Annotated in this window: 19 protein-coding genes; 13 read left to right on the top strand and 6 right to left on the bottom strand. The window is 74.8% G+C overall.

What is annotated here, in order from left to right; translation table 11 throughout:
- Nucleotides 1-115: 115 nt before the first annotated feature.
- Nucleotides 116-1126, bottom strand: a complete 1011-nt coding sequence (locus tag LQ51_RS07605; protein ID WP_046563978.1) for a cation diffusion facilitator family transporter — start codon at nucleotides 1124-1126, stop codon at nucleotides 116-118.
- 141 nt (nucleotides 1127-1267) lie between these two features.
- Between LQ51_RS07605 and LQ51_RS07600 the strand changes: the two genes are divergently transcribed.
- The 5 genes from LQ51_RS07600 (at nucleotide 1268) to tatC (ending at nucleotide 5038) form a co-directional block, all read left to right on the top strand.
- The gene (locus tag LQ51_RS07600; RefSeq protein ID WP_046563974.1) at nucleotides 1268-2266 is read left to right on the top strand and encodes a helix-turn-helix transcriptional regulator; all 999 of its coding nucleotides are present in this window, start codon (nucleotides 1268-1270) and stop codon (nucleotides 2264-2266) included.
- The gene (locus tag LQ51_RS07595; RefSeq protein WP_046563973.1) at nucleotides 2263-3267 is read left to right on the top strand and encodes a helix-turn-helix transcriptional regulator; all 1005 of its coding nucleotides are present in this window, start codon (nucleotides 2263-2265) and stop codon (nucleotides 3265-3267) included. The genes LQ51_RS07600 and LQ51_RS07595 overlap by 4 nt, the downstream gene beginning before the upstream one ends.
- Before the next feature lie 10 nt (nucleotides 3268-3277).
- Complete coding sequence (locus LQ51_RS07590) at nucleotides 3278-3526, top strand: hypothetical protein (protein WP_046563977.1); 249 nt, start codon at nucleotides 3278-3280, stop codon at nucleotides 3524-3526.
- Between the two features lie 217 nt (nucleotides 3527-3743).
- Nucleotides 3744-4064, top strand: coding sequence for a Sec-independent protein translocase subunit TatA (gene tatA / locus LQ51_RS07585; RefSeq protein ID WP_046563972.1), 321 nt, complete (start codon nucleotides 3744-3746; stop codon nucleotides 4062-4064).
- Between the two features lie 20 nt (nucleotides 4065-4084).
- Complete coding sequence (gene tatC / locus LQ51_RS07580; protein WP_046563971.1) at nucleotides 4085-5038, top strand: twin-arginine translocase subunit TatC; 954 nt, start codon at nucleotides 4085-4087, stop codon at nucleotides 5036-5038.
- 68 nt (nucleotides 5039-5106) lie between these two features.
- Here tatC and LQ51_RS07575 read toward each other — a convergent pair whose 3' ends face one another.
- Nucleotides 5107-5991, bottom strand: coding sequence for an ABC transporter substrate-binding protein (locus tag LQ51_RS07575; protein ID WP_046563970.1), 885 nt, complete (start codon nucleotides 5989-5991; stop codon nucleotides 5107-5109).
- 169 nt (nucleotides 5992-6160) lie between these two features.
- Between LQ51_RS07575 and LQ51_RS33320 the strand changes: the two genes are divergently transcribed.
- The 5 genes from LQ51_RS33320 (at nucleotide 6161) to LQ51_RS07550 (ending at nucleotide 10793) form a co-directional block, all read left to right on the top strand.
- A complete protein-coding gene (locus LQ51_RS33320; protein WP_052744775.1) occupies nucleotides 6161-6538 on the top strand; it encodes an SCP2 sterol-binding domain-containing protein in 378 nt (125 codons plus the stop codon).
- The gene (locus LQ51_RS07565) at nucleotides 6535-8601 is read left to right on the top strand and encodes an amylo-alpha-1,6-glucosidase (RefSeq protein WP_046563969.1); all 2067 of its coding nucleotides are present in this window, start codon (nucleotides 6535-6537) and stop codon (nucleotides 8599-8601) included. Before LQ51_RS33320 ends, LQ51_RS07565 begins: the two co-directional genes overlap by 4 nt.
- 93 nt (nucleotides 8602-8694) lie before the next feature.
- Nucleotides 8695-8997 carry a GNAT family N-acetyltransferase gene (locus LQ51_RS07560; protein ID WP_046563968.1) on the top strand — a complete coding sequence of 101 codons (303 nt, stop codon included), beginning with the start codon at nucleotides 8695-8697 and terminating at the stop codon, nucleotides 8995-8997.
- Nucleotides 8998-9110: 113 nt separating this feature from the next.
- Nucleotides 9111-9761 carry a fasciclin domain-containing protein gene (locus LQ51_RS07555; protein WP_046563967.1) on the top strand — a complete coding sequence of 217 codons (651 nt, stop codon included), beginning with the start codon at nucleotides 9111-9113 and terminating at the stop codon, nucleotides 9759-9761.
- A gap of 105 nt (nucleotides 9762-9866) precedes the next feature.
- Nucleotides 9867-10793: a diacylglycerol kinase gene (locus tag LQ51_RS07550; protein ID WP_046563966.1), complete on the top strand. Its 927-nt coding sequence runs from the start codon at nucleotides 9867-9869 to the stop codon at nucleotides 10791-10793.
- Here LQ51_RS07550 and LQ51_RS07545 read toward each other — a convergent pair.
- Nucleotides 10756-11721 (bottom strand): EamA family transporter, encoded by a 966-nt coding sequence (locus LQ51_RS07545; protein ID WP_046563965.1) that lies wholly within the window; start codon nucleotides 11719-11721, stop codon nucleotides 10756-10758. The genes LQ51_RS07550 and LQ51_RS07545 overlap by 38 nt on opposite strands.
- Before the next feature lie 139 nt (nucleotides 11722-11860).
- Entirely contained in the window at nucleotides 11861-12559 is a 699-nt protein-coding gene (locus LQ51_RS07540) for a TetR/AcrR family transcriptional regulator (RefSeq protein ID WP_156312999.1), read from the bottom strand.
- 100 nt (nucleotides 12560-12659) lie between these two features.
- On the opposite strand from LQ51_RS07540, the gene LQ51_RS07535 reads away from it, so the two are divergent.
- Nucleotides 12660-13394 (top strand): SDR family oxidoreductase, encoded by a 735-nt coding sequence (locus LQ51_RS07535; RefSeq protein WP_046563963.1) that lies wholly within the window; start codon nucleotides 12660-12662, stop codon nucleotides 13392-13394.
- 10 nt (nucleotides 13395-13404) lie between these two features.
- Here LQ51_RS07535 and LQ51_RS07530 read toward each other — a convergent pair whose 3' ends face one another.
- Nucleotides 13405-14169, bottom strand: coding sequence for an HAD family hydrolase (locus LQ51_RS07530; RefSeq protein WP_046563975.1), 765 nt, complete (start codon nucleotides 14167-14169; stop codon nucleotides 13405-13407).
- A gap of 86 nt (nucleotides 14170-14255) precedes the next feature.
- Between LQ51_RS07530 and LQ51_RS07525 the strand changes: the two genes are divergently transcribed.
- Nucleotides 14256-17057, top strand: coding sequence for a DEAD/DEAH box helicase (locus LQ51_RS07525; RefSeq protein ID WP_046563962.1), 2802 nt, complete (start codon nucleotides 14256-14258; stop codon nucleotides 17055-17057).
- Between the two features lie 3 nt (nucleotides 17058-17060).
- On the opposite strand, the gene LQ51_RS07520 is transcribed toward LQ51_RS07525, so the two are convergent.
- Entirely contained in the window at nucleotides 17061-17984 is a 924-nt protein-coding gene (locus LQ51_RS07520) for a 5'-3' exonuclease (RefSeq protein ID WP_046563961.1), read from the bottom strand.
- A gap of 352 nt (nucleotides 17985-18336) precedes the next feature.
- On the opposite strand from LQ51_RS07520, the gene LQ51_RS07515 reads away from it, so the two are divergent.
- Nucleotides 18337-19647, top strand: coding sequence for an extracellular catalytic domain type 1 short-chain-length polyhydroxyalkanoate depolymerase (locus LQ51_RS07515; RefSeq protein ID WP_082159311.1), 1311 nt, complete (start codon nucleotides 18337-18339; stop codon nucleotides 19645-19647).
- Nucleotides 19648-19652: the final 5 nt, after the last annotated feature.

The following is a 19652-nucleotide window of genomic DNA, read 5'->3' as shown; positions in this document are numbered from 1 at the left end:
GTCGGCGGGCGGCCGGGGTCGGAGGCGGCCGGGGTCGGAGGTGGCCGGGTCGGGGGAGGGCCGGGTCGGGGCACGGCCGGGGTTGGGGGCGACCGGGTCGGCGGCGCGACGTCGGTCAGGGTGGGCCGGGGACGCCGCCGGGGCCGTCCGGGCGGCCGTCGTCCTCCTGCACCAGCCGGGTGCCGCGCCGGGCCGCGCCCGGCCGGGAGGGGGTGGGGTCGAGGAAGACGTACCCGATCTCCGGGAACTGCTCGGTGAGCCGGCGCTCGGCCTGGTCGGCGGCGGCCTCGATGTCGGCGCCGCTGGCCTCGTCGTCGAAGTCGACCTTGGCGGCGACCAGGATGTCCTCCGGGCCGAGGAACATGGTCATCAGGGTGTCGACCCGGTCGACGTGCGGCAGGGCGGACAGCTCGCGCTCGATCCGCCGGTGCACCCGGTCGGAGACCGCCCGGCCGACCAGCAGCGAGATGTTGCTGCGGGCCAGGATGCCGGCGACCACCAGCAGCAGCACGCCGATCAGGATCGAGGCGAGGCCGTCGTAGAGCTCCTCGCCGGTGAGGTGGGACAGGGTCAGGCCGGCGGCCGCGAGCAGCAGGCCGATCAGCGCGGCGCTGTCCTCCAGGAAGACCGCCTTGACCGTGGTGTCGGCGGTCAGCCGCAGGTAGCGGTGCGGGCTGGCGCGCCAGCGGCGGGACGCGCGGCGGATCTGCCGCACCGCCCGGGCCAGCGAGATCGACTCGATGACGAAGGAGAGCGCCAGCACGATGTACGAGGCCAGATAGTTGCCGGTGTGCTCGTGCACCAGGATGGTGGTCACGCCGTGGGTGATGGCGAAGCCGGCCCCGACCACGAAGGTGAACAGCGCCGCGAGGAACGCCCAGACGTAGCTCTCCTTGCCGTACCCGAACGGGTGCCGCCGGTCAGCGGGGCGCGCGCCCCGGCGCAGCGCCAGGTAGAGCAGCACCTCGGTGGTGGTGTCGGCGACCGAGTGCGCGGCCTCGCTGAGCATCGCCGCGGAGCCGGAGATCAGGCCGGCGACCAGCTTGGCGACCGCGATGGCGAGGTTCGCCGCGCCGGCCACCACGACCGTGCCGACGCTCTCGCTCTTGACCTCCGCCTCCGACATGCGCTTCACCCTAGGGCGGCTCCCGCCGGGCCGCCCGTCGGTGGTGCCGGGCCGCCGGGCGGGGTGACCGGGATCGCGCTCCCGCGCGCCGCGCCCGCGCGGGTGCGCGCTCGCGGCGTGCGGGCTGCTAGCGTTCTCCACGTGTCCCGGACCCGTACCGAACGCCTGGTCAACCTGGTGATCTGTCTGCTCTCCACGCGACGGTTCCTGACCGCCGCGCAGATCGCCGCGACCGTGCCCGGCTACGAGCACGATCCGGACGACGCCAAGGACCACGAGGCGTTCCAGCGCAAGTTCGAGCGGGACAAGGCGGAGCTGCGGGAGCTGGGGGTGCCGCTGGAGACCGGGACGGCCAGCGTCTTCGACGCCGAGCCCGGCTACCGGATCGCCCACCGGGAGTACGCGCTGCCGGACATCCCGCTGGAGCCGGACGAGGCGGCCGCGGTGGGCATCGCCGCCCGGCTCTGGCAGCACGCCGGGCTGGCCGCCGCCGCGTCGTCCGGGCTGGCCAAGCTGCGCGCCGCCGGCATCGCCGTGGACCCGCAGGCCACCCTCGGCCTGGAGCCGATGGTGACGGTCGACCCGGCGTTCGCCCCGCTGACCGCCGCCGCCCGGGACCGCCGGGAGGTCACCTTCGACTACCGGGTGCCCGACCGGGACGCACCGACCCGCCGCCGGCTGCAGCCCTGGGGGGTGGTCTGCTGGCGAGGCCGGTGGTACGTGGTCGGCCACGACCTGGACCGGGCTGCCACCCGCTGCTTCCGGCTCTCCCGGGTGGTGGGCGCGGTACGCGCCACCGGCGACCCGGGCGCCTACCAGCCGCCCGCCGGAGTGGACCTGATCAGTCACGTGGCCCGCTGGTCGGGGCCCGTGGAACGGACCGGGCGGGCCACCGTGCTGGTGGCGCCGGGCCGGGCCGCCGGGTTGCGTCGCTGGGCGGTGGAGTCCACCGCCGGACCCGACGGCGACCGGCTCGTCCTGCCCTACGCGGACGCGGACTTCCTGGCCGGCCAGCTGACCGGGTACGGCCCGGACGTGCGGGTGCTGGACCCGCCGGAGGTGCGCGAGGCGGTCATCCAGCGGCTGAAGGAGATCGCCGCCCGGCACGACGAGCTGGCGGTGGCCGGAGGCACGCGGTGACCCGCCCGGCGGCGCGGGCCGGCCGCACCTCGGCGGACCGGCTGGCCCGGCTGCTCAACCTGGTGCCCTACCTGCTGGCCCGCCCCGGCATCGAGATCGCCGAGGCGGCGTCCGACCTCGGGGTGACCGAGAAGCAGCTACGGGAGGACCTGGAGCTGCTCTGGGTGTGCGGGCTGCCCGGCTACGGTCCGGGTGACCTGATCGACATGGCGTTCGACGGCGACCGGGTCACCATCACCTACGACGCGGGCATCGACCGGCCGCTGCGGCTCACCCCGGACGAGGCGCTCGCGCTGGTGGTGGCGCTGCGGATGCTCGCCGAGACCCCGGGGGTGGCCAACCGGGAGGCCGTTGAGCGGGCCCTGGCCAAGATCGAGGACGCGGCCGGCGACCTGGCCGGCGCCCCGGTGGAGGTGCGGCTGCCCGGCGACACCGCCCGGGCGCGCGAGCTGCGCGCGGCCGTGGAGCGGGGCCGGGCGCTGCGGATCACCTACTACACCCCGGCCCGGGACGAGACCACCGAGCGGACCATCGACCCGCTGCGGATGCTGATGGTCGGCGGCCGGGCGTACGTGGAGGCGTGGTGCCGCCGGGCCGAGGCGGTGCGGCTGTTCCGGGCGGACCGGATCGACGCGATCTGCGAGCTGCCGGAGGCGGCGGTGGTGCCGCCGCAGGCCCGCCCGCACGACCTCAGCGACGGGGTGTTCAGCCCGTCGCCCGACCTGCCGTTGATCACCCTGCGGATCGGCCGGGGCGAGCGGTGGATCACCGAGTACTACCCGTGCGAGCGGGTCGAGGCCGACGGCGAGCAGTGGCTGGTGTCGCTGCGGGTCACCGACCTGGGCTGGGCCCGGCGGTTCGTGCTGGGGTTGGGCTCGGACGTGACGGTGCTGGCCCCGGCGGAGCTGGCCGAGCAGGTCCGCGCCCAGGCGGTGGCGGCGCTCGACGCGTACGCCACGCCCGGCCGCGCCGACCCGGCGGCGGCCGGCGTCCGGGAGTAGGGTGACCGCCGTGGTGACCTGGATCGTGCTCGGTGTCGTGCTGTTCGCGCTCGTGGTGCTGGCCCTGGCGGTCCGGCCGGTGCTGGCCCGGCTGCCCCGGCTGCGCCGGGCGGCGCTGGCCCTGCAACGCCAGCAGGCCGGCGCGACGGCGCTGCAGTCCGCCGCCGAGGCGCTCCAGGAGCGGGCGGCGGCGTTGCAGGAGCGCGCGGCCGAGGCGCAGCAGCGCACGGCGCTGATCAAGGCAAAGCGCGGAAAGTGATCGACAACGGTCGGTTCCCTGCGCGGTAGCTGCGCGTTCCGCGGGGCTTCGCGCACGATCGCGCCGCTGCGGGTGGTTGACGGGACGCTCCGGGTTGGTCGAGACTTCACCGGCCGGACCCGCACCGAGGGACCCGGCGGGGGTGGCAAGCCTCGTCGGCGCACGTACGATGGGCTGCGACCGCCCCTCACCACACCTGAGCGACTGGAGCTTTCCCATGGGTGCCCTCCGACCGTGGCACATCGCCGTACTCGTGGTCGTGCTGATCCTGCTCTTCGGCGCGAAGCGGCTCCCCGACGCGGCCCGTTCGCTGGGCCGCTCGCTGCGGATCATCAAGGCCGAGACCAAGAGCCTGCACGAGGACGGTGACCTGGCCGAGAAGGCCGACGCGCAGGCCGGCTACCAGCCGCTCCCGCCGCAGGCCGCCCCGCAGCAGCAGTACGTGCAGCAGCCGCCCCAGCAGCAGTACGTGCAGCAGCCGCCGCAGCAGCAGTACGCCCCGCCGGTCGACCCGGTGCAGCGCATCCGCGAGAACTGAGCCGAGAGGGCCTCACCACCGTGGCCTTCGGGTTGAAGAAGCGCGGCCCGAGCACCTTCGAACGGGCCGCCGATGGCTCGATGACGCTCATGGAGCACATCCGTGAGCTGCGCAGCCGGCTGTTCCGGGCGTCGCTGGGCATTCTCGCCGGTCTGATCGCCGGCTTCTGGCTGGCCGAACCGGTCTTCATGCTGCTCAAGCGGCCGTACTGTCGGCTGCCCGGCACCACGAACGCCGAGGGGAAGTGCCAGGACCTGCTGGCGCTGGCGCCGACGACGGGCTTCCTGCTGACGGTGAAGCTGGCGCTCTGGCTCGGCCTGATCATCGGCGGGCCGGTCTGGCTCTACCAGCTCTGGGCGTTCATCGCCCCGGGCCTGCACCGGCACGAGCGCAAGTGGGCGTACGTCTTCGTGGCGATCGCCGCGCCGCTGTTCGCGGCCGGCGGGGTGCTGGCCTACTTCGTGGTCGACAAGGGCCTCGGGTTCCTGATGGAGGCCGGCGTCGGCGGCCTGTCCAACCAGTTCGAGGTCAGCGCCTACATCGCCTTCGTGACGAACATGATCCTGCTGTTCGGGGTCGCGTTCGAGTTCCCGCTGATCCTGCTCATGCTCAACTTCACCGGGGTGGCCAGCGCGCGGCGGCTGCTCAGCTGGTGGCGCGCGGTGATCTTCGTGTCGTTCGCGTTCGCGGCGATCGCCACGCCCGACCCGGGTCCGTTCGGCATGACGCTGCTCGCCAGCGCGCTCTCCCTGCTCTACTTCGTCGCCGTCGGGGTGGCCTTCCTCAACGACAAGCGGCGCGGCCGGGGCCGGGAGATGTACGCGGGCGTCGCGGACGACGAGGTGTCGCCGCTGGACCTCTCCGTCGAGCCGGTCGAGGCCGCCGGGCGGGTCGAGGCGACCGCGCCGGTGGGTGCGCCGCAGCCGATCGCCGCTCCGGCGCCGATCGAACGCCGCTACGACGACATGACCTGACCGGGTCCGGACCGTACCGGCACGGAACGCCGCTCCCCGCCCGGGGGGCGGCGTGTTCCGTCTGCGGCTCAGGCGATCCGCAGGACGCTGCCCGGTGGCGGGGCCGGCACCGCGTCCGGGTGCAGGACGGCCGCGATCGCCTCGACGCCGTCGACCAGGCGCGGGCCGGCCCGCACGATCAGGGCGTCGGCGTCCATGGCCCAGACCTGCGCGTCGGGGAGGTGCGGGGTCACCGACGCGGCCTGCCCGGCGGCCCCGTCCAGCCGGAAGCCGCACGGCGTCACCAGCACCACCTCCGGCCGGGCGACGGCCAGGGCCGCCCAGGTGGTCGGCGTGGAGCGGGCCCCGGGATGGGCGGCCACCGGCTCGCCGCCGGCGGCCCGCACCAGGTCCGGGATCCAGTGGCCGCCGCCGAACGGCGGGTCGATCCATTCGACGACCGCGACCCGTGGCCGCGGCCGCCCGGCCACCGCCGCGTGCACCGTGGCGAGCCGGGCCCGCAGGCCGTCCACCAGGGCCTCGGCCCGGTCGGGTACGCGGGCCGCCGCGCCGACGTCGAGAATGCTGCGCAGCACGTCGTCCAGGGTGTGCGGGTCGAGCGAGAGCACGTCGGCCCGGCAGCCCAGGTGCGCCACGGCGTCCTCGACCCGGCCGGACGGCAGGGCGCAGACCCGGCACAGATCCTGGGTGAGGATCAGGTCGGGGTCCAGCCCGGCCAGCGCGCCGGCGTGCAGCGTGTACAGGTCGGCGCCGGCGGCGAGCTGGCTGCGGACGTACGCGTCGATCTCGCCGGGGCCCATGCCGCGGGTGTCCCGGCCGCCGACCACCACGGTGACGTCGGACCGGTGTTCGGCGGGCACCTCGCACTCGAAGGTGACCCCGACCAGGTGCTCGCCGAGGCCGAGGGCGTAGACGATCTCGGTGGCGGAGGGGAGCAGGGAGACCAGGCGCATCCCGCCATCCTGCCCGCCGGTGCCCCGGTGGCCGCACCGGGCCCGCAGTTCCCTCGATCCGGCCTCCGTGCCGGGCCCCGGCGATAGGCTGAGGCGGCGTCGGACCCGGGCATTCCCGGCGGATCGCCCGGACCGGCAGGGTGACGTCGCTGCTCGAGAGGCGGGTGCGGTGTCTGATCCGATCGAGGCGTTCTTCACGTCGCTCGCCGGGCAGGCCCCGGGACGGCTGCACCGCCGCACGGCCGGCACCATCCGCTTCGAGCTGACCGGGGGCGACGCGGTCGAGCACTGGCACCTGACGATCGCCGACGGCCGGATCGCGGTGAGCCGGCAGGAGCGGCCGGCCGACACGGTGATCCGCAGCGACCGCGACGTCTTCGACCGGATGGCGCGCGGCGAGGCCCGGCCCCTCACCGCCTGGATGCGCAACGACTTCACCGCGGAGGGCCGGTTCCGCTTCGTGGTGCTGCTGGCGCGGCTCTTCCCGCCGCCGACGGCCGCCGGGCAACCGGGACGGCCCGGTGACGCGACCGGGGCAGCGGAGTGAAGGACAACCTGGTCCGGGTGCTGGACGGCAACGTCTTCGTGCTCAGCGAGGACAACGGTGATCTTGAGGCGACCGTCGCCAACCCGTGCGGCTTCTTCGACCTCGACACCCGCTTCCTGTCCCGGTGGCGGCTCACCCTCAACGGCGAAGGGCTGCACCCGCTCTCCATCGCCGAGCGGGACCACCTCATGCTCCGCTTCTTCCTGGTGCCGGGGCGGCCGACGCACTACGTGGACGCCAGGTCCTCGGTGATCCGGGAGCGCACGATCAGCGGCGGCGCCTTCCTGGAGCAGCTCACCGTGCTCAACCATCATCACGAGCCGGTGGACTTCACCGTCCGGCTCGACGTGGCCAGCGACTTCGCCCCGCTGCTGGCGGTCGGGCAGGAGCGCGTCCCGGCGGGCCGGTTCTACCAGCAGGTCGAGGACGGCCGGCTGCGGCTCGGCTACCGGCGCGAGCGGTTCCGGCGCGAGACGCTGGTGTCCAGCAGCGAGCCGGCCGGGGTCGACGAACAGGGCCTCACGTACGCCCTGCGGCTGGGGCCGAAGGAGACCTGGACCACCAGCCTGCGGGTGGAGGCGCTGGTGCTCGGCGCGGACGGCCGGGACGTGCGTGACCTGCTGGACCGGCCGCCCCGCCGCACCACCGCGCAGCGGCGGGAGGACCTGCACGCGTGGCTGGCCCGGGCGCCCACGCTGAGCTGCGACTGGGCCGCGGCGACCAGCGCCTACCGGCGCAGCCTGGTGGACCTCGCGGCGTTGCGCTACTCGCCGCTGACCCTGCCGAACCAGGTCATCCCGGCCGCCGGGTTGCCCTGGGCGGCCACCATCACCGGCCGGGACAGCATCGTGACCAGCTTCGAGGCGCTGCCGGTGGCGCCGGAACTGGCCGCCGCGACGCTGCGGATGCTCGGCATCGACCAGGGCGCCGTGTGCGACGACTTCCGGGATGAGGAGCCCGGGAAGATCCTGCGCGAGTTCCGTTACGGCGAGACGGTGGCCTTCGAGGAGCACCCGGAATCCCCGTACTTCGGCAGCGCCGACACCACCCCGCTGTACGTGATCCTGCTCGACGAGTACGAGCGGTGGACCGGCGACGCTGACCTGGTCCGCGAGTTCGAGGACGAGGCGCGCGCCGCACTGCGCTGGATCGACGAGTACGGCGACCTGCTCGGCGACGGCTACCTGCGGTACCGGCGGCGCAACCAGCGCACCGGGTGCGACAACCAGGGCTGGAAGGACTCGCCGGAGGCGATCTGCCACGCCGACGGCCGGTTGGCCGCGCCCCCGCTGGCGACCTGCGAGTTGCAGGGGTACGCGTACGACGCGAAGCTGCGCGGGGCCCGGCTGGCCCGGGAGTTCTGGCACGACCCCGGCTACGCCGACGCGCTCGAGCGGCAGGCCGCGGCGTTGCGGGACCGGTTCAACCGGGACTTCTGGATCGCCGAGCGGGGCCACTACGCGCTGGCCCTGGACGGCGCCGGCGAGCAGGTGGACGCGCTCGCGTCGAACATGGGACACCTGCTGTGGAGCGGCATCGTGCCGCCGCCGCGGGCGGCCCGGGTGGCCGCCCACCTGATGGGCCCGGAGCTCTTCTCCGGTTGGGGGGTGCGCACGCTGGCCACCGGGCAGGCCCGGTACAACCCGCTCAGCCACCACCTGGGCGCCGTCTGGCCGTTCGACAACGCGTTGATCGCCTGGGGACTGCGCCGGTACGGCTTCGCCGACGAGGCCGGCCGGGTCGCCGAGGGGATCATCGACGTGGCCGGGTTCTTCGAGGGCCGGCTGCCGGGCTCGTTCGCCGGCTACGACCGTGACCTGACCGGCTACCCGGTGCGCTGCCCGACCGTCAACAGCCCGCAGGCGATGGCGACCGGCGCGCCGTTCCTGCTGTTGCGGGCCGTGCTCGGGCTGGAGCCGGCCGGGCGGCACCTGCTGATGGCGCCCCGGGTGCCGGCCCGGTTCGGCCGGGTGGAGCTGCTCGACGTCCCCGGCCGCTGGGGCCGCATCGACGTGATCGGCAGCGGACTGGCCGCGCCGCCCGGGACGGGCGGTGAGCGTTAGCGGCCGGCCGGCTGCGGCCCGAATGCCGGGGCGCTCGTCACGTTCGGTGCCCGCCGTCGTCGGGCCCGACCCGGCCCGTGATTGGATGGCGGCATGCGGTTGACGGTGACAGACGTGCCGGAGCGGGAGCGGTTCGAGGCACGGGACGAGAGCGGGACGACGGCCGGGTTCGTCACCTACCAGCTGACCGGCACGATCATCGCCTACACGCACACCGAGGTCGACCCGGCGTTCGAGGGGCAGGGCGTCGGATCGACCCTCGCCCGCGCGGTGATGGACGACGCCCGGGAGCGGGGACGCACCGTGGTGCCGATCTGCCCCTTCCTTGCCGGGTGGCTGGAGAAGCACCCCGAGTACGAGGGGATCGTGGCGCGGTCGACCCGCCGGACGAAGTGACCCGGGGGCGGCCGGGAAAACGGTCGGCCGGGCTGCATCCGCCGGGGACGGTGCGGACGAAGCAATGGTCGTGACGACAGTCACGACAGGTCGCTTCGACGAAGGGCTCCCCGATGAACATCGCTCGTCTCGCCGCCCGACTGGCCGTGGGCGCCACGGCCGCGGCGGTGGCCACCACTGCGGTCGCCGTGCCCGCCCAGGCCGGCGCCAAGCAGCCGGGTACGCGGTCGCTGGCCGCCGTGCTCACCGCCGACAAGAGCGGCTTCGACCGCAACCCGTGGGACTTCGACGTGCTCACCAAGGCGGTTCTGACGGTGCTGCAGGCCAAGCCGGACTCGCCGGTGAAGGTGCTCACCGACGGTACGGTCGCGCTCACCGCGTTCGTGCCGAACGACTACGCGTTCCGGGAGCTGGTCCGGGACATCACCGCCGCGAAGAAGCTCCCCGGTGAGAAGGCCGCGTTCGACGCGGTGGCCGGCCTCGGTGTGGACACCGTGGAAGATGTTCTGCTCTACCACGTCGTGCCGGGCGCGACGGTCGACCGGAAGGCGGCGCTCAAGGCGGACGGCGCGGAGCTGACCACCGCGCTCGGCGGCACCGTCGAGGTGGACGTGCGGCACCACTGGTTCGGCCGGCAGGTGCGCCTGGTCGACGCCGACACCAGCGACCGGGACGCGCGGGTGGTGCGGTACGACATCAACAAGGGCAACAAGCAGATCGCGCACGCCGTGGACCGGGTGTTGCGCCCGATCGACCTGCCCTGATCCCACCCCTGGACGGCGCCCGGCACCCCCTGCCGGGCGCCGTCCGCGTGCGCCGGCCGGTCACCGGGGCCAGCGCCCTGGTGAGCCGCGCGACCGTGCCGTACGGTGCTCGCCGTGACCGCGCACCACGACGTCCCGCCCGGCCCCGTCGCCGTGCTCGCCAACCCGTCCGCCGGCCGGGGACGGCACCGGGGGCTGCTGCCCACGATCCTGGAGCGCCTCGGGGGCGTCGGCCGGCCGGTCGAGCTGCTGTGTGCGGGTACCCCCACAGAGGCGGAGGCGGCGTGCCGCGCCGCGGTCGCCGACGGCGCCGGGGCGCTGGTCGCGGTGGGCGGCGACGGCACCGTGCACCGCGCCCTGCAGGCGGTCGCCGGCACGGCCGTGCCGTTCGGGCCGGTCCCGGCGGGCACCGGCAACGACTTCGCGATGGAAACCCGCTTCCCGGCCGACCCGGTCGCCGCGGTGGAGGTGATCGCCGGCGCGCTCGCCGCCGGCCGCACCCGCCCGGTCGACCTGGCCCGGCTGTCCCGGCCCGGTGCCGCCGACCGCTGGTACGGGGCGGTGCTGGCGGCCGGGTTCGACGCGATCGTCAACGAGCGGGCCAACCGGATGCGCTGGCCGCGCGGTCCCCGCCGGTACGACCTGGCGATCCTGGTGGAACTGGCCCGGCTGCGGCCGCGCCGCTACCGGCTGACCCTCGACGGGGTGACGCACGAGCTGGACGCGGTGCTGGTGGCGGTCGGCAACGCGGCCAGTTACGGCGGCGGCATGCGGATCTGCCCGGACGCCGACCCGACCGACGGGCTGCTGGACGTGGTGGTCGGCGGCCGGTTCGACCGGCTCACCCTGATGCGGGTCAAGCCCCGCATCTACCAGGGCACCCACGTCACCCACCCGTTGGTGCGCACGTTCCGGGCCCGCACCGTCGAGGTGGACGCGGTGGGCATCACCACCTACGTCGACGGGGAGCGGGCGCTGGAGCTGCCGGTGCGGATCAGCGCCGTGCCGGCGGCGCTGCGGCTGCTGCGCTGAGCGCGATCTCCCGGACCGGTCCGGACGGGGTGTCGGGCGGCGCCGGGGCGGGCGCACCGGCCCGGACCGCGCCGATGCTCGCCGCGATGACCAGGCCGATGGCCAGCACCTCCACCGGGTGCAGCGCCTGGCCGAGCACGGACCAGCCGGCCAGCGCGGCGATCGCCGGGCCGAGGCTCATCAACACCGCGAACGTCGCGGTGGGCAGCCGCCGCAGCGCCAGCAGCTCCAGGGTGTACGGCAGCACCGAGGCGAGCAGGGCCAGGCCGGCGCCGAGCCCCAGCACCGCCGGGTGCCAGAGCCGCCCGCCGGCACCGACCAGCCCGAACGGCAGGGTGACCAGGGCCGCCACGCCCAGCGCCAGGGCCAGCCCGTCGGCGCGCGGGAAGCGCCCACCCACCCGGGCGGAGCAGACGATGTACGCCGCCCACAGCGCCCCCGCGCCGAGCGCCAGCCCGGCCCCGAGCGGGTCGAGCCGGTCGAAGCCGCCCTGGCCGAGCAGGGCGACCCCGGCCAGGGCCAGCGCGGCCCAGCACCAGGCGGCGAGCCGCCGGGCGGTGACCACCGACAGCGCCAGCGGCCCGAGCACCTCCAGGGTGACCGCCGGCCCGAGCGGGATCCGCTCGATGGCCTGGTAGAAGATCGAGTTCATGCCGGCCAGGGCCAGCCCGAAGGCGACCACGGCACCCCAGTCGGCCCGGCCGTGGCCGCGCAGCCGCGGCCGGCACACCGCCAGCAGCAGCACCGCGCCGATGGCCAGGCGCAGGGTCACCGCCCCGGCCACCCCGGTGCGCGGGAAGATCAGCGCGGCGACCGCCGACCCGAACTGCACCGACAGCGCCCCGCCGAGCACCAGCCCGACCGCGCCGGCCCGGCCGGTCGAGCGGCGGCCCGGCGGGCGCGGGCGAAAGGAGCGGTCGGCCGGCATGCCCCTGACGCTATCCGCTCCGACCAGCGGCGCCGGCGGCGGGCTGTGCGGGTTTTCAGGCGGGCCGGCGGCGGGATCGCGGGCCGTTGGCGGCACAGCGCGGCGTCGTCAGGCGGGCTGCTGGCGGGACCGGGGGTGCTCAGGCGGGCCGGGCACCGGCCAGCCGGTCCAGCCACTCGCCCAGCAGGGCCCGCTCGGCGGGGCTGAGCTCGGTGCCGAGCGTCGGCAGGACGGTCCGCAACGCGACCGCGTGCCGGACCGCGCCGACGGGGGCGTGCCCCTCGGTGCCGTCCGTGCAGACGGCGGCGAGGACGGCTTCCCGGGTGGCGACGGCGAGCGTGGCGTCGCGCTCCGCCGGCGGGGTCTCGATGAGGCTGAGGGTGACCCCCCGGGCGGCGGCGTGCAGCATCCCGGCGGCCCGCTCGACGGTGACGCGCAGCCGGCCCACCTCGGCCACCCGGACGACGAGCTGGCGGACGATGTCGCCGGCCACCCGCGCGGCGGTGGGCAGCAGACCGGGGCGGGGGTCGCCGTACATGAGGGTGTAGAACGCGGGGTTGGCGAGCCCGAACTCGACGTGCAGGTCCCAGCCGTGTCGCAGGTCGTCCACCGGGTCGGCGGCCGGCTCCCGATTCGACTGGGCGTGCAGGTAGGTCGCGAAGCCGTAGCTGGCGGCGGCGTCCAGCAGGCCCCGCATGTCGCCGAACTGCCGGTAGATGGTGGGTGCCTGCACCCCGGCCGCCCGGCTGACGGCGCGGGTGGTCACCGCCTCCCGGCCGCCCTCGGCCAGCAGCCGCGCGGCCGCGCGGACGATGCGGTCGCGGGACGAGTTCTCCACCCTCGCCACGATAGCCGTGTTATGCAGGTCATGTTAGCGGCGCTCTGTTATCCCAGATATCGTGGTGGCGTTATCACCGATACCAGGCCGGAGGTAGGACATGAATGAGCAGCCCAGGGTCGCGATCGTCACCGGAGGCTCGCGGGGCATCGGACGGGCGGTGGCCCAGCGGCTGGCCCGCGCCGGACAGGCCGTGGTGATCGGCTACGCCGGCAACGAGACGGCGGCCGAACAGACCGTCGAGGCGATCCGGGCGGCCGGCGGCCGGGCCGTGGCGCTCCGCGGCGACGTGGCCGAGGAGGCCGACGTCCAGCGCCTCTTCGACCGCGCCGAGCACGAGTACGGCGGCGTCGACGTGGTGGTCAACTGCGCCGGGATCATGGTCCTCGCCCCGGTGGCCGAGCTGGACCTCGCCGAGCTGGACCGGATGCACCGCACCAACGTGCGGGGCACCTTCGTGCTCAACCAGCAGGCCGCCCGCCGGGTACGCGCCGGCGGGGCGATCATCAACGTCTCCACCTCGGTCACCCGCCTCAAGGCGCCCAGCTACGCCGGGTACGTGGCGTCCAAGGCCGCCGTCGAGGCGATCGCCCTGGTCCTCGCCCGCGAGCTGCGCGGCCGGGACATCACGGTGAACACCGTCGCGCCGGGACCGACCAGCACCGAGCTCTTCCTCGACGGCAAGGACGCCGCCACCATCGAGCGGACGGCGAAGATGAACCCGATGGAGCGGCTGGGCACGCCCGAGGACATGGCCGAGGTGGTCGCGTTCCTGGCCGGCCCCGGCCGCTGGGTGAACGGCCAGACCGTCTACGCGAACGGTGGCGCCGCCTGAGCCGGACCGGTCAGCCGGGCAGCGCGAGGTCGAGCACCCCGCCGAGCCCGTTGGGGCGGCCGGCGTCAACGCAGGGCAGCACCAGCACCGAACAGCCGGCCCGTACCGCGCCCGCGTCGGCCGGCGTGTCACCCACCATCAGCGTCTGCTCCGGGTCCACCCCGAGCATGCCGCAGGCCCGCAGGAAGATCCCCGGGTCCGGCTTGCAGCGTCCGACCTCGTAGGACAGCGCGTACGCGTCGACCAGCCCGTCCAGCCCCCAGGCGGCGAAGAGGGGCCGGATGTCGAAGCCGATGTTGCTGACCACGCCGATCTTCACGCCGGCCTGCCGCAGCGCCTTCAGCACCGCCTCGGTGTCCGGGTACGGCACCCAGCCCTCGGGCACCAGCACCCGGTCGTAGAGCGCGTCGGCGAAACCCTCGATGCCCGCGTCGACGGTCTCCGCGAGCCCGGTGAAGGCCGTCCGGTGGGCGTGCGGGTAGAGGTCCCGGTCGGCCCACAGCTCGGCCAGCCGGGGCGGCACCCGGGCCGGCAGCGGCCCGCCCGCCCGGCCGGCGGTGAGCAGCCGGTCGGCCAGCGAGGTGGCCCGTGCCCGGTCCAGCTCCACCCCGCAGGCCCCGGCGGCGGCCAGCACCCAGTCCAGCGGATCCTCCACCTGGGCGAGGGTGCCGTGGAAGTCGAGGAGCACCGCCGCCACCGGCCGGCGGGACGGGCTCGGGCGGTCGGCGTCGTCGGCGCCGCTCGAGGCGGTGGGCGGTTCGGTATGGTCCGGCACGTCGTGCACCCTACCGACCCGCCCTGACCGGCCTGCCGGACGGCCTTGACCGGTGCCCGTCGGCGGCACCGATTAATCTTGGGGACATGTCGAGCCCCGCCGAGCGGTACGCCGCGGCGCGCCGCCGGGCCGCGCAGGCCTCCGCCGCCCCGGCCCTGCACGAGTTCGCCCGCGATCTGGGGTTCGACCTCGACGACTTCCAGCGGGAGGCGTGCGAGGCGCTGGAGCGCGGCAGCGGCGTGCTGGTCTGCGCCCCCACCGGCGCCGGCAAGACGGTGGTCGGCGAGTTCGCCGTACACCTCGCCCTGCGCGGCCGTCCCGGCGCGGCGGCGGGGGCCGACGGCGGCGAGGGGGCGACCACCCGGCGCAAGTGCTTCTACACCACGCCGATCAAGGCGCTGTCGAACCAGAAGTACCACGACCTGGTCGACCGCTACGGTGCCGAGCAGGTCGGCCTGCTCACCGGCGACAACGCGATCAACGGCGACGCGCCGGTGGTGGTGATGACCACCGAGGTGCTGCGCAACATGCTCTACGCCGGCTCGGCCACCCTGGAGGGCCTGGCGTACGTGGTGATGGACGAGGTGCACTACCTCGCCGACCGGTTCCGCGGCGGGGTCTGGGAAGAGGTGATCATCCACCTGCCCGCCTCGGTCACCCTGGTCTCGCTGTCGGCCACCGTCTCCAACGCCGAGGAGTTCGCCGACTGGCTGGTCACCGTCCGCGGCGAGACCGCCGTGGTGGTCAGCGAGCACCGGCCGGTGCCGCTGTGGCAGCACATGCTGGTCGGCAAGCGGATGTTCGACCTGTTCCACGACGCCGACGCCGCGCGCAAGCACGACGTGCATCCGGAGCTGCTGCGCTACACCCGGGACACGATGCGCCGGCTGGAGCTGGGGGAGGGGCGCAGCGCGGGCCCCGGCGGCGGCCGGCGCGGCCCGCGCTGGCGCGGCCCGATGCGCCCGGACATCGTCGACCGGCTCGACCGGGAGGGTCTGCTCCCGGCGATCCTGTTCATCTTCAGCCGGGCCGGCTGCGACGCGGCCGTGCAGCAGTGCCTCGCCGCCGGGCTGCGGCTGACCTCACCCGAGGAACGCGCCGAGATCCGCCGGGTGGTCGAGGCCCGGATCACCGCGATCCCCGGCGAGGACCTCTCCGTGCTCGGCTACTGGGAGTGGCTCGACGGGCTGGAGCGCGGCCTGGCCGCCCATCACGCCGGCATGCTGCCGGCGTTCAAGGAGGTCGTCGAGGAGCTGTTCGTCCGCGGCCTGGTCAAGGCGGTCTTCGCCACCGAGACCCTGGCGCTGGGCATCAACATGCCGGCCCGCTGCGTGGTGCTGGAGCGCCTGGTCAAGTTCAACGGCGAGGCGCACGTCGACCTCACCCCGGGGGAGTACACCCAGCTCACCGGCCGGGCCGGCCGGCGCGGCATCGACGTCGAGGGGCACGCGGTGGTGGTCTGGTCGCCGGAGACCGACCCCCGGCACGTGGCCGGCCTCGCCTCCACCCGGACCTACCCGCTGCGGTCCAGCTTCCGCCCGTCGTACAACATGGCGGTCAACCTGGTCGGCACGGTCGGCGCCGAGCCGGCCCGGGCGCTGCTGGAGTCCTCCTTCGCCCAGTTCCAGGCCGACCGGTCGGTGGTCGGCCTGGCCCGGCAGGTGCAGCGCAACACCGAGACCATCGAGGCGTACGGCGCGGAGGCGGCCTGCCACCACGGCGACTTCGACGAGTACTTCGGGCTGCGGGTCGCCATCGCCGACCGGGAGCGCGCCATCGCCCGGCAGGGGCAGACCCAGCGCAAGGCGGCGGCCGTCGCCTCGCTGGAGCGGCTGCGCGTCGGTGACGTGATCCGGGTGCCGTCGGGCCGGCGGGCCGGCCTGGCCGTGGTGCTCGACCCGGCCACCGGCGGCTTCGGCGAGCCGCGCCCGCTGGTGCTCACCCAGGACCGCTGGGCCGGCCGGGTCACCCCGGGCGACTTCACCACCCCGGCCGAGGTGCTCACCCGGATCCGGGTGCCCAAGCACTTCAACCACCGCTCCCCGGCCGCCCGGCGCGACCTGGCCGCGGCGGTCAGCGGCACCGGGCTGGACCGGCACGGCGGGCGGCGGGGCGGGCGGTCCCGGCAGGCCGTCGGCGAGGACCACCGGCTCAGCCAGCTCCGCGCCGAGCTGCGCGCGCACCCCTGCCACGCCTGCCCCGACCGCGAGGAGCACGCCCGCTGGGCGGAGCGGCGCCGCCGCCTGGAGCGCGACACCGAGGAGCTGCGCCAGCGGGTCGCCGGCCGGACCGGCTCGCTGGCCCGGACGTTCGACCGGATCGTGGCGCTGCTGACCGCGCGCGGCTACCTCTCCGCCGACGGTGAGGTGACCGACGCCGGCCGGATGCTGGGCCGGATCTGGACCGAGGCGGACCTGCTGGTCGCCGAGTGCCTGCGCCGCAAGCTCTGGGACGGGCTCTCCCCGGCCGAGCTGGCCGCCGCGGTCTCCGTGGTGGTCTTCGAGGCCCGCCGGGACGTCGACGAGCGGGCCGGCCTGCCCCGCGGCGCGGTCGCCGACGCGGTCGACGAGACGCTGAAGCTGTGGAGCGACATCGAGGCCGACGAGGCCTCCCGGGGGCTCGCCGTCACCCGGGAGCCGGACCTCGGCTTCGCCTGGCCGATCTACCGCTGGGCGCGCGGGGAGGCCCTCGCCAAGGTGCTCGCGAGCGGCCACCAGATCGACGGGGAGATGCCGGCCGGGGACTTCGTCCGCTGGGCCCGGCAGGTCGTCGACCTGCTCGGCCAGCTGGCCGACTCCGGGGGCGCGTCGGCGGAGCTGCGCGGCACCGCCCGGCAGGCGATCGCGGCGGTCAACCGGGGTGTGCTGGCCTACCACGCCGCCGCCTGACCGTCACCGCGACCGGTCGGCGAGGGCATCCACCAGCCGCCGGCAGGAGCCGGCGAGGTTCCACCGCTGCGCCAGCTCCAGCAGCCGGTCCGGGTCGGCCGGGGCGGCCGGCAGCGCGGTGCGCAGCGCCGGCAGGGGCACGTCGGTGGCGACCCGGACCACCTTCGGCGCCACGGCCAGGTAGTCGCGCGCGGCGGCCAGCTTGGCGCGCAGCCCGGGGGCGAAGCCGCTCTCGCCGTCGTCCAGGGCGGCGAGGATCCCGTCCAGCCCGCCGTACCGCTCGATCAGCCGGGCGGCCGTCTTCTCGCCGACCCCGGGCACCCCGGGCAGCCCGTCGCTGGGGTCGCCGCGCAGGGCGGCGAAGTCGGCGTACCGGTCGGCGGGGACGCCGTAGCGGGCCCGGACCGCGGCGTCGTCGCAGTCGTCGAGCTTGGACACGCCGCGCCCGATGTAGAGCAGCCGCACCTGGCGGGCGTCGTCGACCAGCTGGAACAGGTCCCGGTCGCCGGAGACCACCTCCACCGGGCCGGGCTGGGTCACCGACAGGGTGCCGAGCACGTCGTCGGCCTCGTAGCCGGTGGCGCCGACCGCGGTGATCCCGAGCGCGTCGAGCACCTCGAGGATCATCGGCACCTGGGGGGAGAGGGTGTCGGGGACCACCTCGCCGCCCTCCGGCGCGACCCGGTGCGCCTTGTACGTCGGCAGCAGCTCGACCCGCCACGCCGGCCGCCAGTCGTAGTCGAGCGCGCAGAGCATCCGGTCCGGCCGGCGGGTGCGGACGAGCTGGGCGAGCATGTCGAGGAAGCCGCGGACGGCGTTGACCGGCTGGCCGTCGTCGGTCTTCGCCGCCGACTCCGGGATGCCGAAGTAGGCGCGGAAGTAGAGGCTGGGGGAGTCGATCAACAGGATCGGGGGTTGCTGAGCCACCCCGACAGCCTGGCACAGCCGTCCGACGGGATGGGGGAGCCGGGAGTCCGCCCGGCCGGCCGGCCGGCGACCGGCCCGTTGCTTCCGGACGTTTTTCCGAAAACTTTTCCGGAAGTTCTTGGTGTGCCTCGGCGGGGCGGCCTAGACTCCGAGCCGGGCAACTGATCTGCGGTTGTCTATCTCGTCCCGAGGGTCCGGGCCGCCGTCGTGGCGCCTCGTCGGCGAGCGCGCGCAGGTGACAGGGCATCCTTGCGCGGCGTCCCACCACGTCAGGAGATCCCGGAAGGACCCTCCCGTGAGACACAAGATCAGACTGCTCGGCGCGGCCCTCGTCGCGGCCGGGTTGGCCGCCATGACGGCCCTCGCCGTTCCCGGCACCGCCTCGGCGGCGGCCCTGACCGAGGTGACGAACTTCGGCACCAACCCGAGCAACCTGCGGATGTACCTCTACGTGCCGGACCGGGTCGCGCCGCAGCCCGCCGTCGTGGTGGTCATCCACTACTGCACCGGCTCCGGACCGGCAATGTACTCCGGCACCCAGTTCGCCGCACTGGCCGACCGGTACGGCTACATCGTGGTCTACCCGTCGGTGACCCGCAGCAGCAAGTGCTTCGACGTCTCGTCCCCGCAGGCGCTGCGCCGGGACGGCGGCAGCGACCCGGTGGGCATCAACTCGATGGTCAGCTACGTCCGGCAGCGCTACAACGTGGACCCGAACCGGATCTTCGCCACCGGCACCTCGTCCGGGGCCATGATGACCAACGTGATGCTCGGGCTCTACCCCGACGTGTTCAGCGCGGGGGCGGCCTTCGCGGGCGTGCCGTTCGCCTGCTTCGCCACCACCAACGGCTCGGAGTGGAACAGCGACTGCGCCAACGGCCAGGTCATCAAGACTCCGCAGCAGTGGGGCGACCTGGTCCGCAACGCGTACCCCGGGTACAGCGGTCGGCGTCCCCGGATGCAGCTGTGGCACGGGACCAACGACGAGACGCTGCGCTACCCGAACTTCGGCGAAGAGATCAAGCAGTGGACCAACGTGCACGGCCTGAGCCAGACCCCCACGTACACGGACAGTCCGCAGTCCGGCTACACCCGCACCCGCTACGGTGGCAGCGGCGGCACCGCGCCGGTCGAGGCGATCAGCATGCAGGGCGTGACGCACAACCTGCCCGTCGACGCCGCGCAGGCGATCCGCTTCTTCGGCCTCGACGGCAGCACCCCGACGACTCCGCCGCCGACCACGCCCCCGCCGACCACTCCGCCGCCGACCACGCCCCCGCCGACGACTCCGCCGCCCACCACTCCACCGCCCACCACGCCCCCGCCGACGACGCCGCCGCCCGCGGGCGAATGCCGGATCGGGTACACCATCAACGCCTGGAACACCGGTCTCACCACGGACGTGACGATCACCAACACCTCGTCCGCCCCGGTCAACGGCTGGAGCCTGGCGTTCACCCTGCCCTCGGGGCAGACCATCACCGGGGGCTGGAACGCCACGTACGCGCCGGCCAGCGGCGCGGTGACCGCCCGCAACGTCTCCTACAACGCCACCATCCCGGCCAACGGGTCGGTGAGCATCGGATTCCAGGCCACCCACACCGGTAACACCGGCAAACCCACCTCGTTCACCCTCAACGGCACGCCCTGCGCGATCGCCTGACCGCC

It is taken from the genome of Micromonospora sp. HK10 (assembly GCF_000982955.1).
Taxonomy (GTDB): Bacteria; Actinomycetota; Actinomycetes; order Mycobacteriales; family Micromonosporaceae; genus Micromonospora.
Note: the sequence above shows the minus strand (reverse complement) of the source record. Positions and strands in the feature narration are given on the sequence as shown.

Excerpts from the sequence above, each read along its gene's own strand:
- LQ51_RS07605 (WP_046563978.1), bottom strand. The coding sequence starts at position 1,126 with ATGTCGGAGGCGGAGGTCAAGAGCGAGAGCGTCGGCACGGTCGTGGTG.
- tatA (WP_046563972.1), top strand. The coding sequence starts at position 3,744 with ATGGGTGCCCTCCGACCGTGGCACATCGCCGTACTCGTGGTCGTGCTG.
- LQ51_RS07575 (WP_046563970.1), bottom strand. The coding sequence starts at position 5,991 with ATGCGCCTGGTCTCCCTGCTCCCCTCCGCCACCGAGATCGTCTACGCC.
- LQ51_RS07560 (WP_046563968.1), top strand. The coding sequence starts at position 8,695 with ATGCGGTTGACGGTGACAGACGTGCCGGAGCGGGAGCGGTTCGAGGCA.
- LQ51_RS07555 (WP_046563967.1), top strand. The coding sequence starts at position 9,111 with ATGAACATCGCTCGTCTCGCCGCCCGACTGGCCGTGGGCGCCACGGCC.
- LQ51_RS07545 (WP_046563965.1), bottom strand. The coding sequence starts at position 11,721 with ATGCCGGCCGACCGCTCCTTTCGCCCGCGCCCGCCGGGCCGCCGCTCG.
- LQ51_RS07535 (WP_046563963.1), top strand. The coding sequence starts at position 12,660 with ATGAATGAGCAGCCCAGGGTCGCGATCGTCACCGGAGGCTCGCGGGGC.
- LQ51_RS07525 (WP_046563962.1), top strand. The coding sequence starts at position 14,256 with ATGTCGAGCCCCGCCGAGCGGTACGCCGCGGCGCGCCGCCGGGCCGCG.
- LQ51_RS07515 (WP_082159311.1), top strand. The coding sequence starts at position 18,337 with ATGACGGCCCTCGCCGTTCCCGGCACCGCCTCGGCGGCGGCCCTGACC.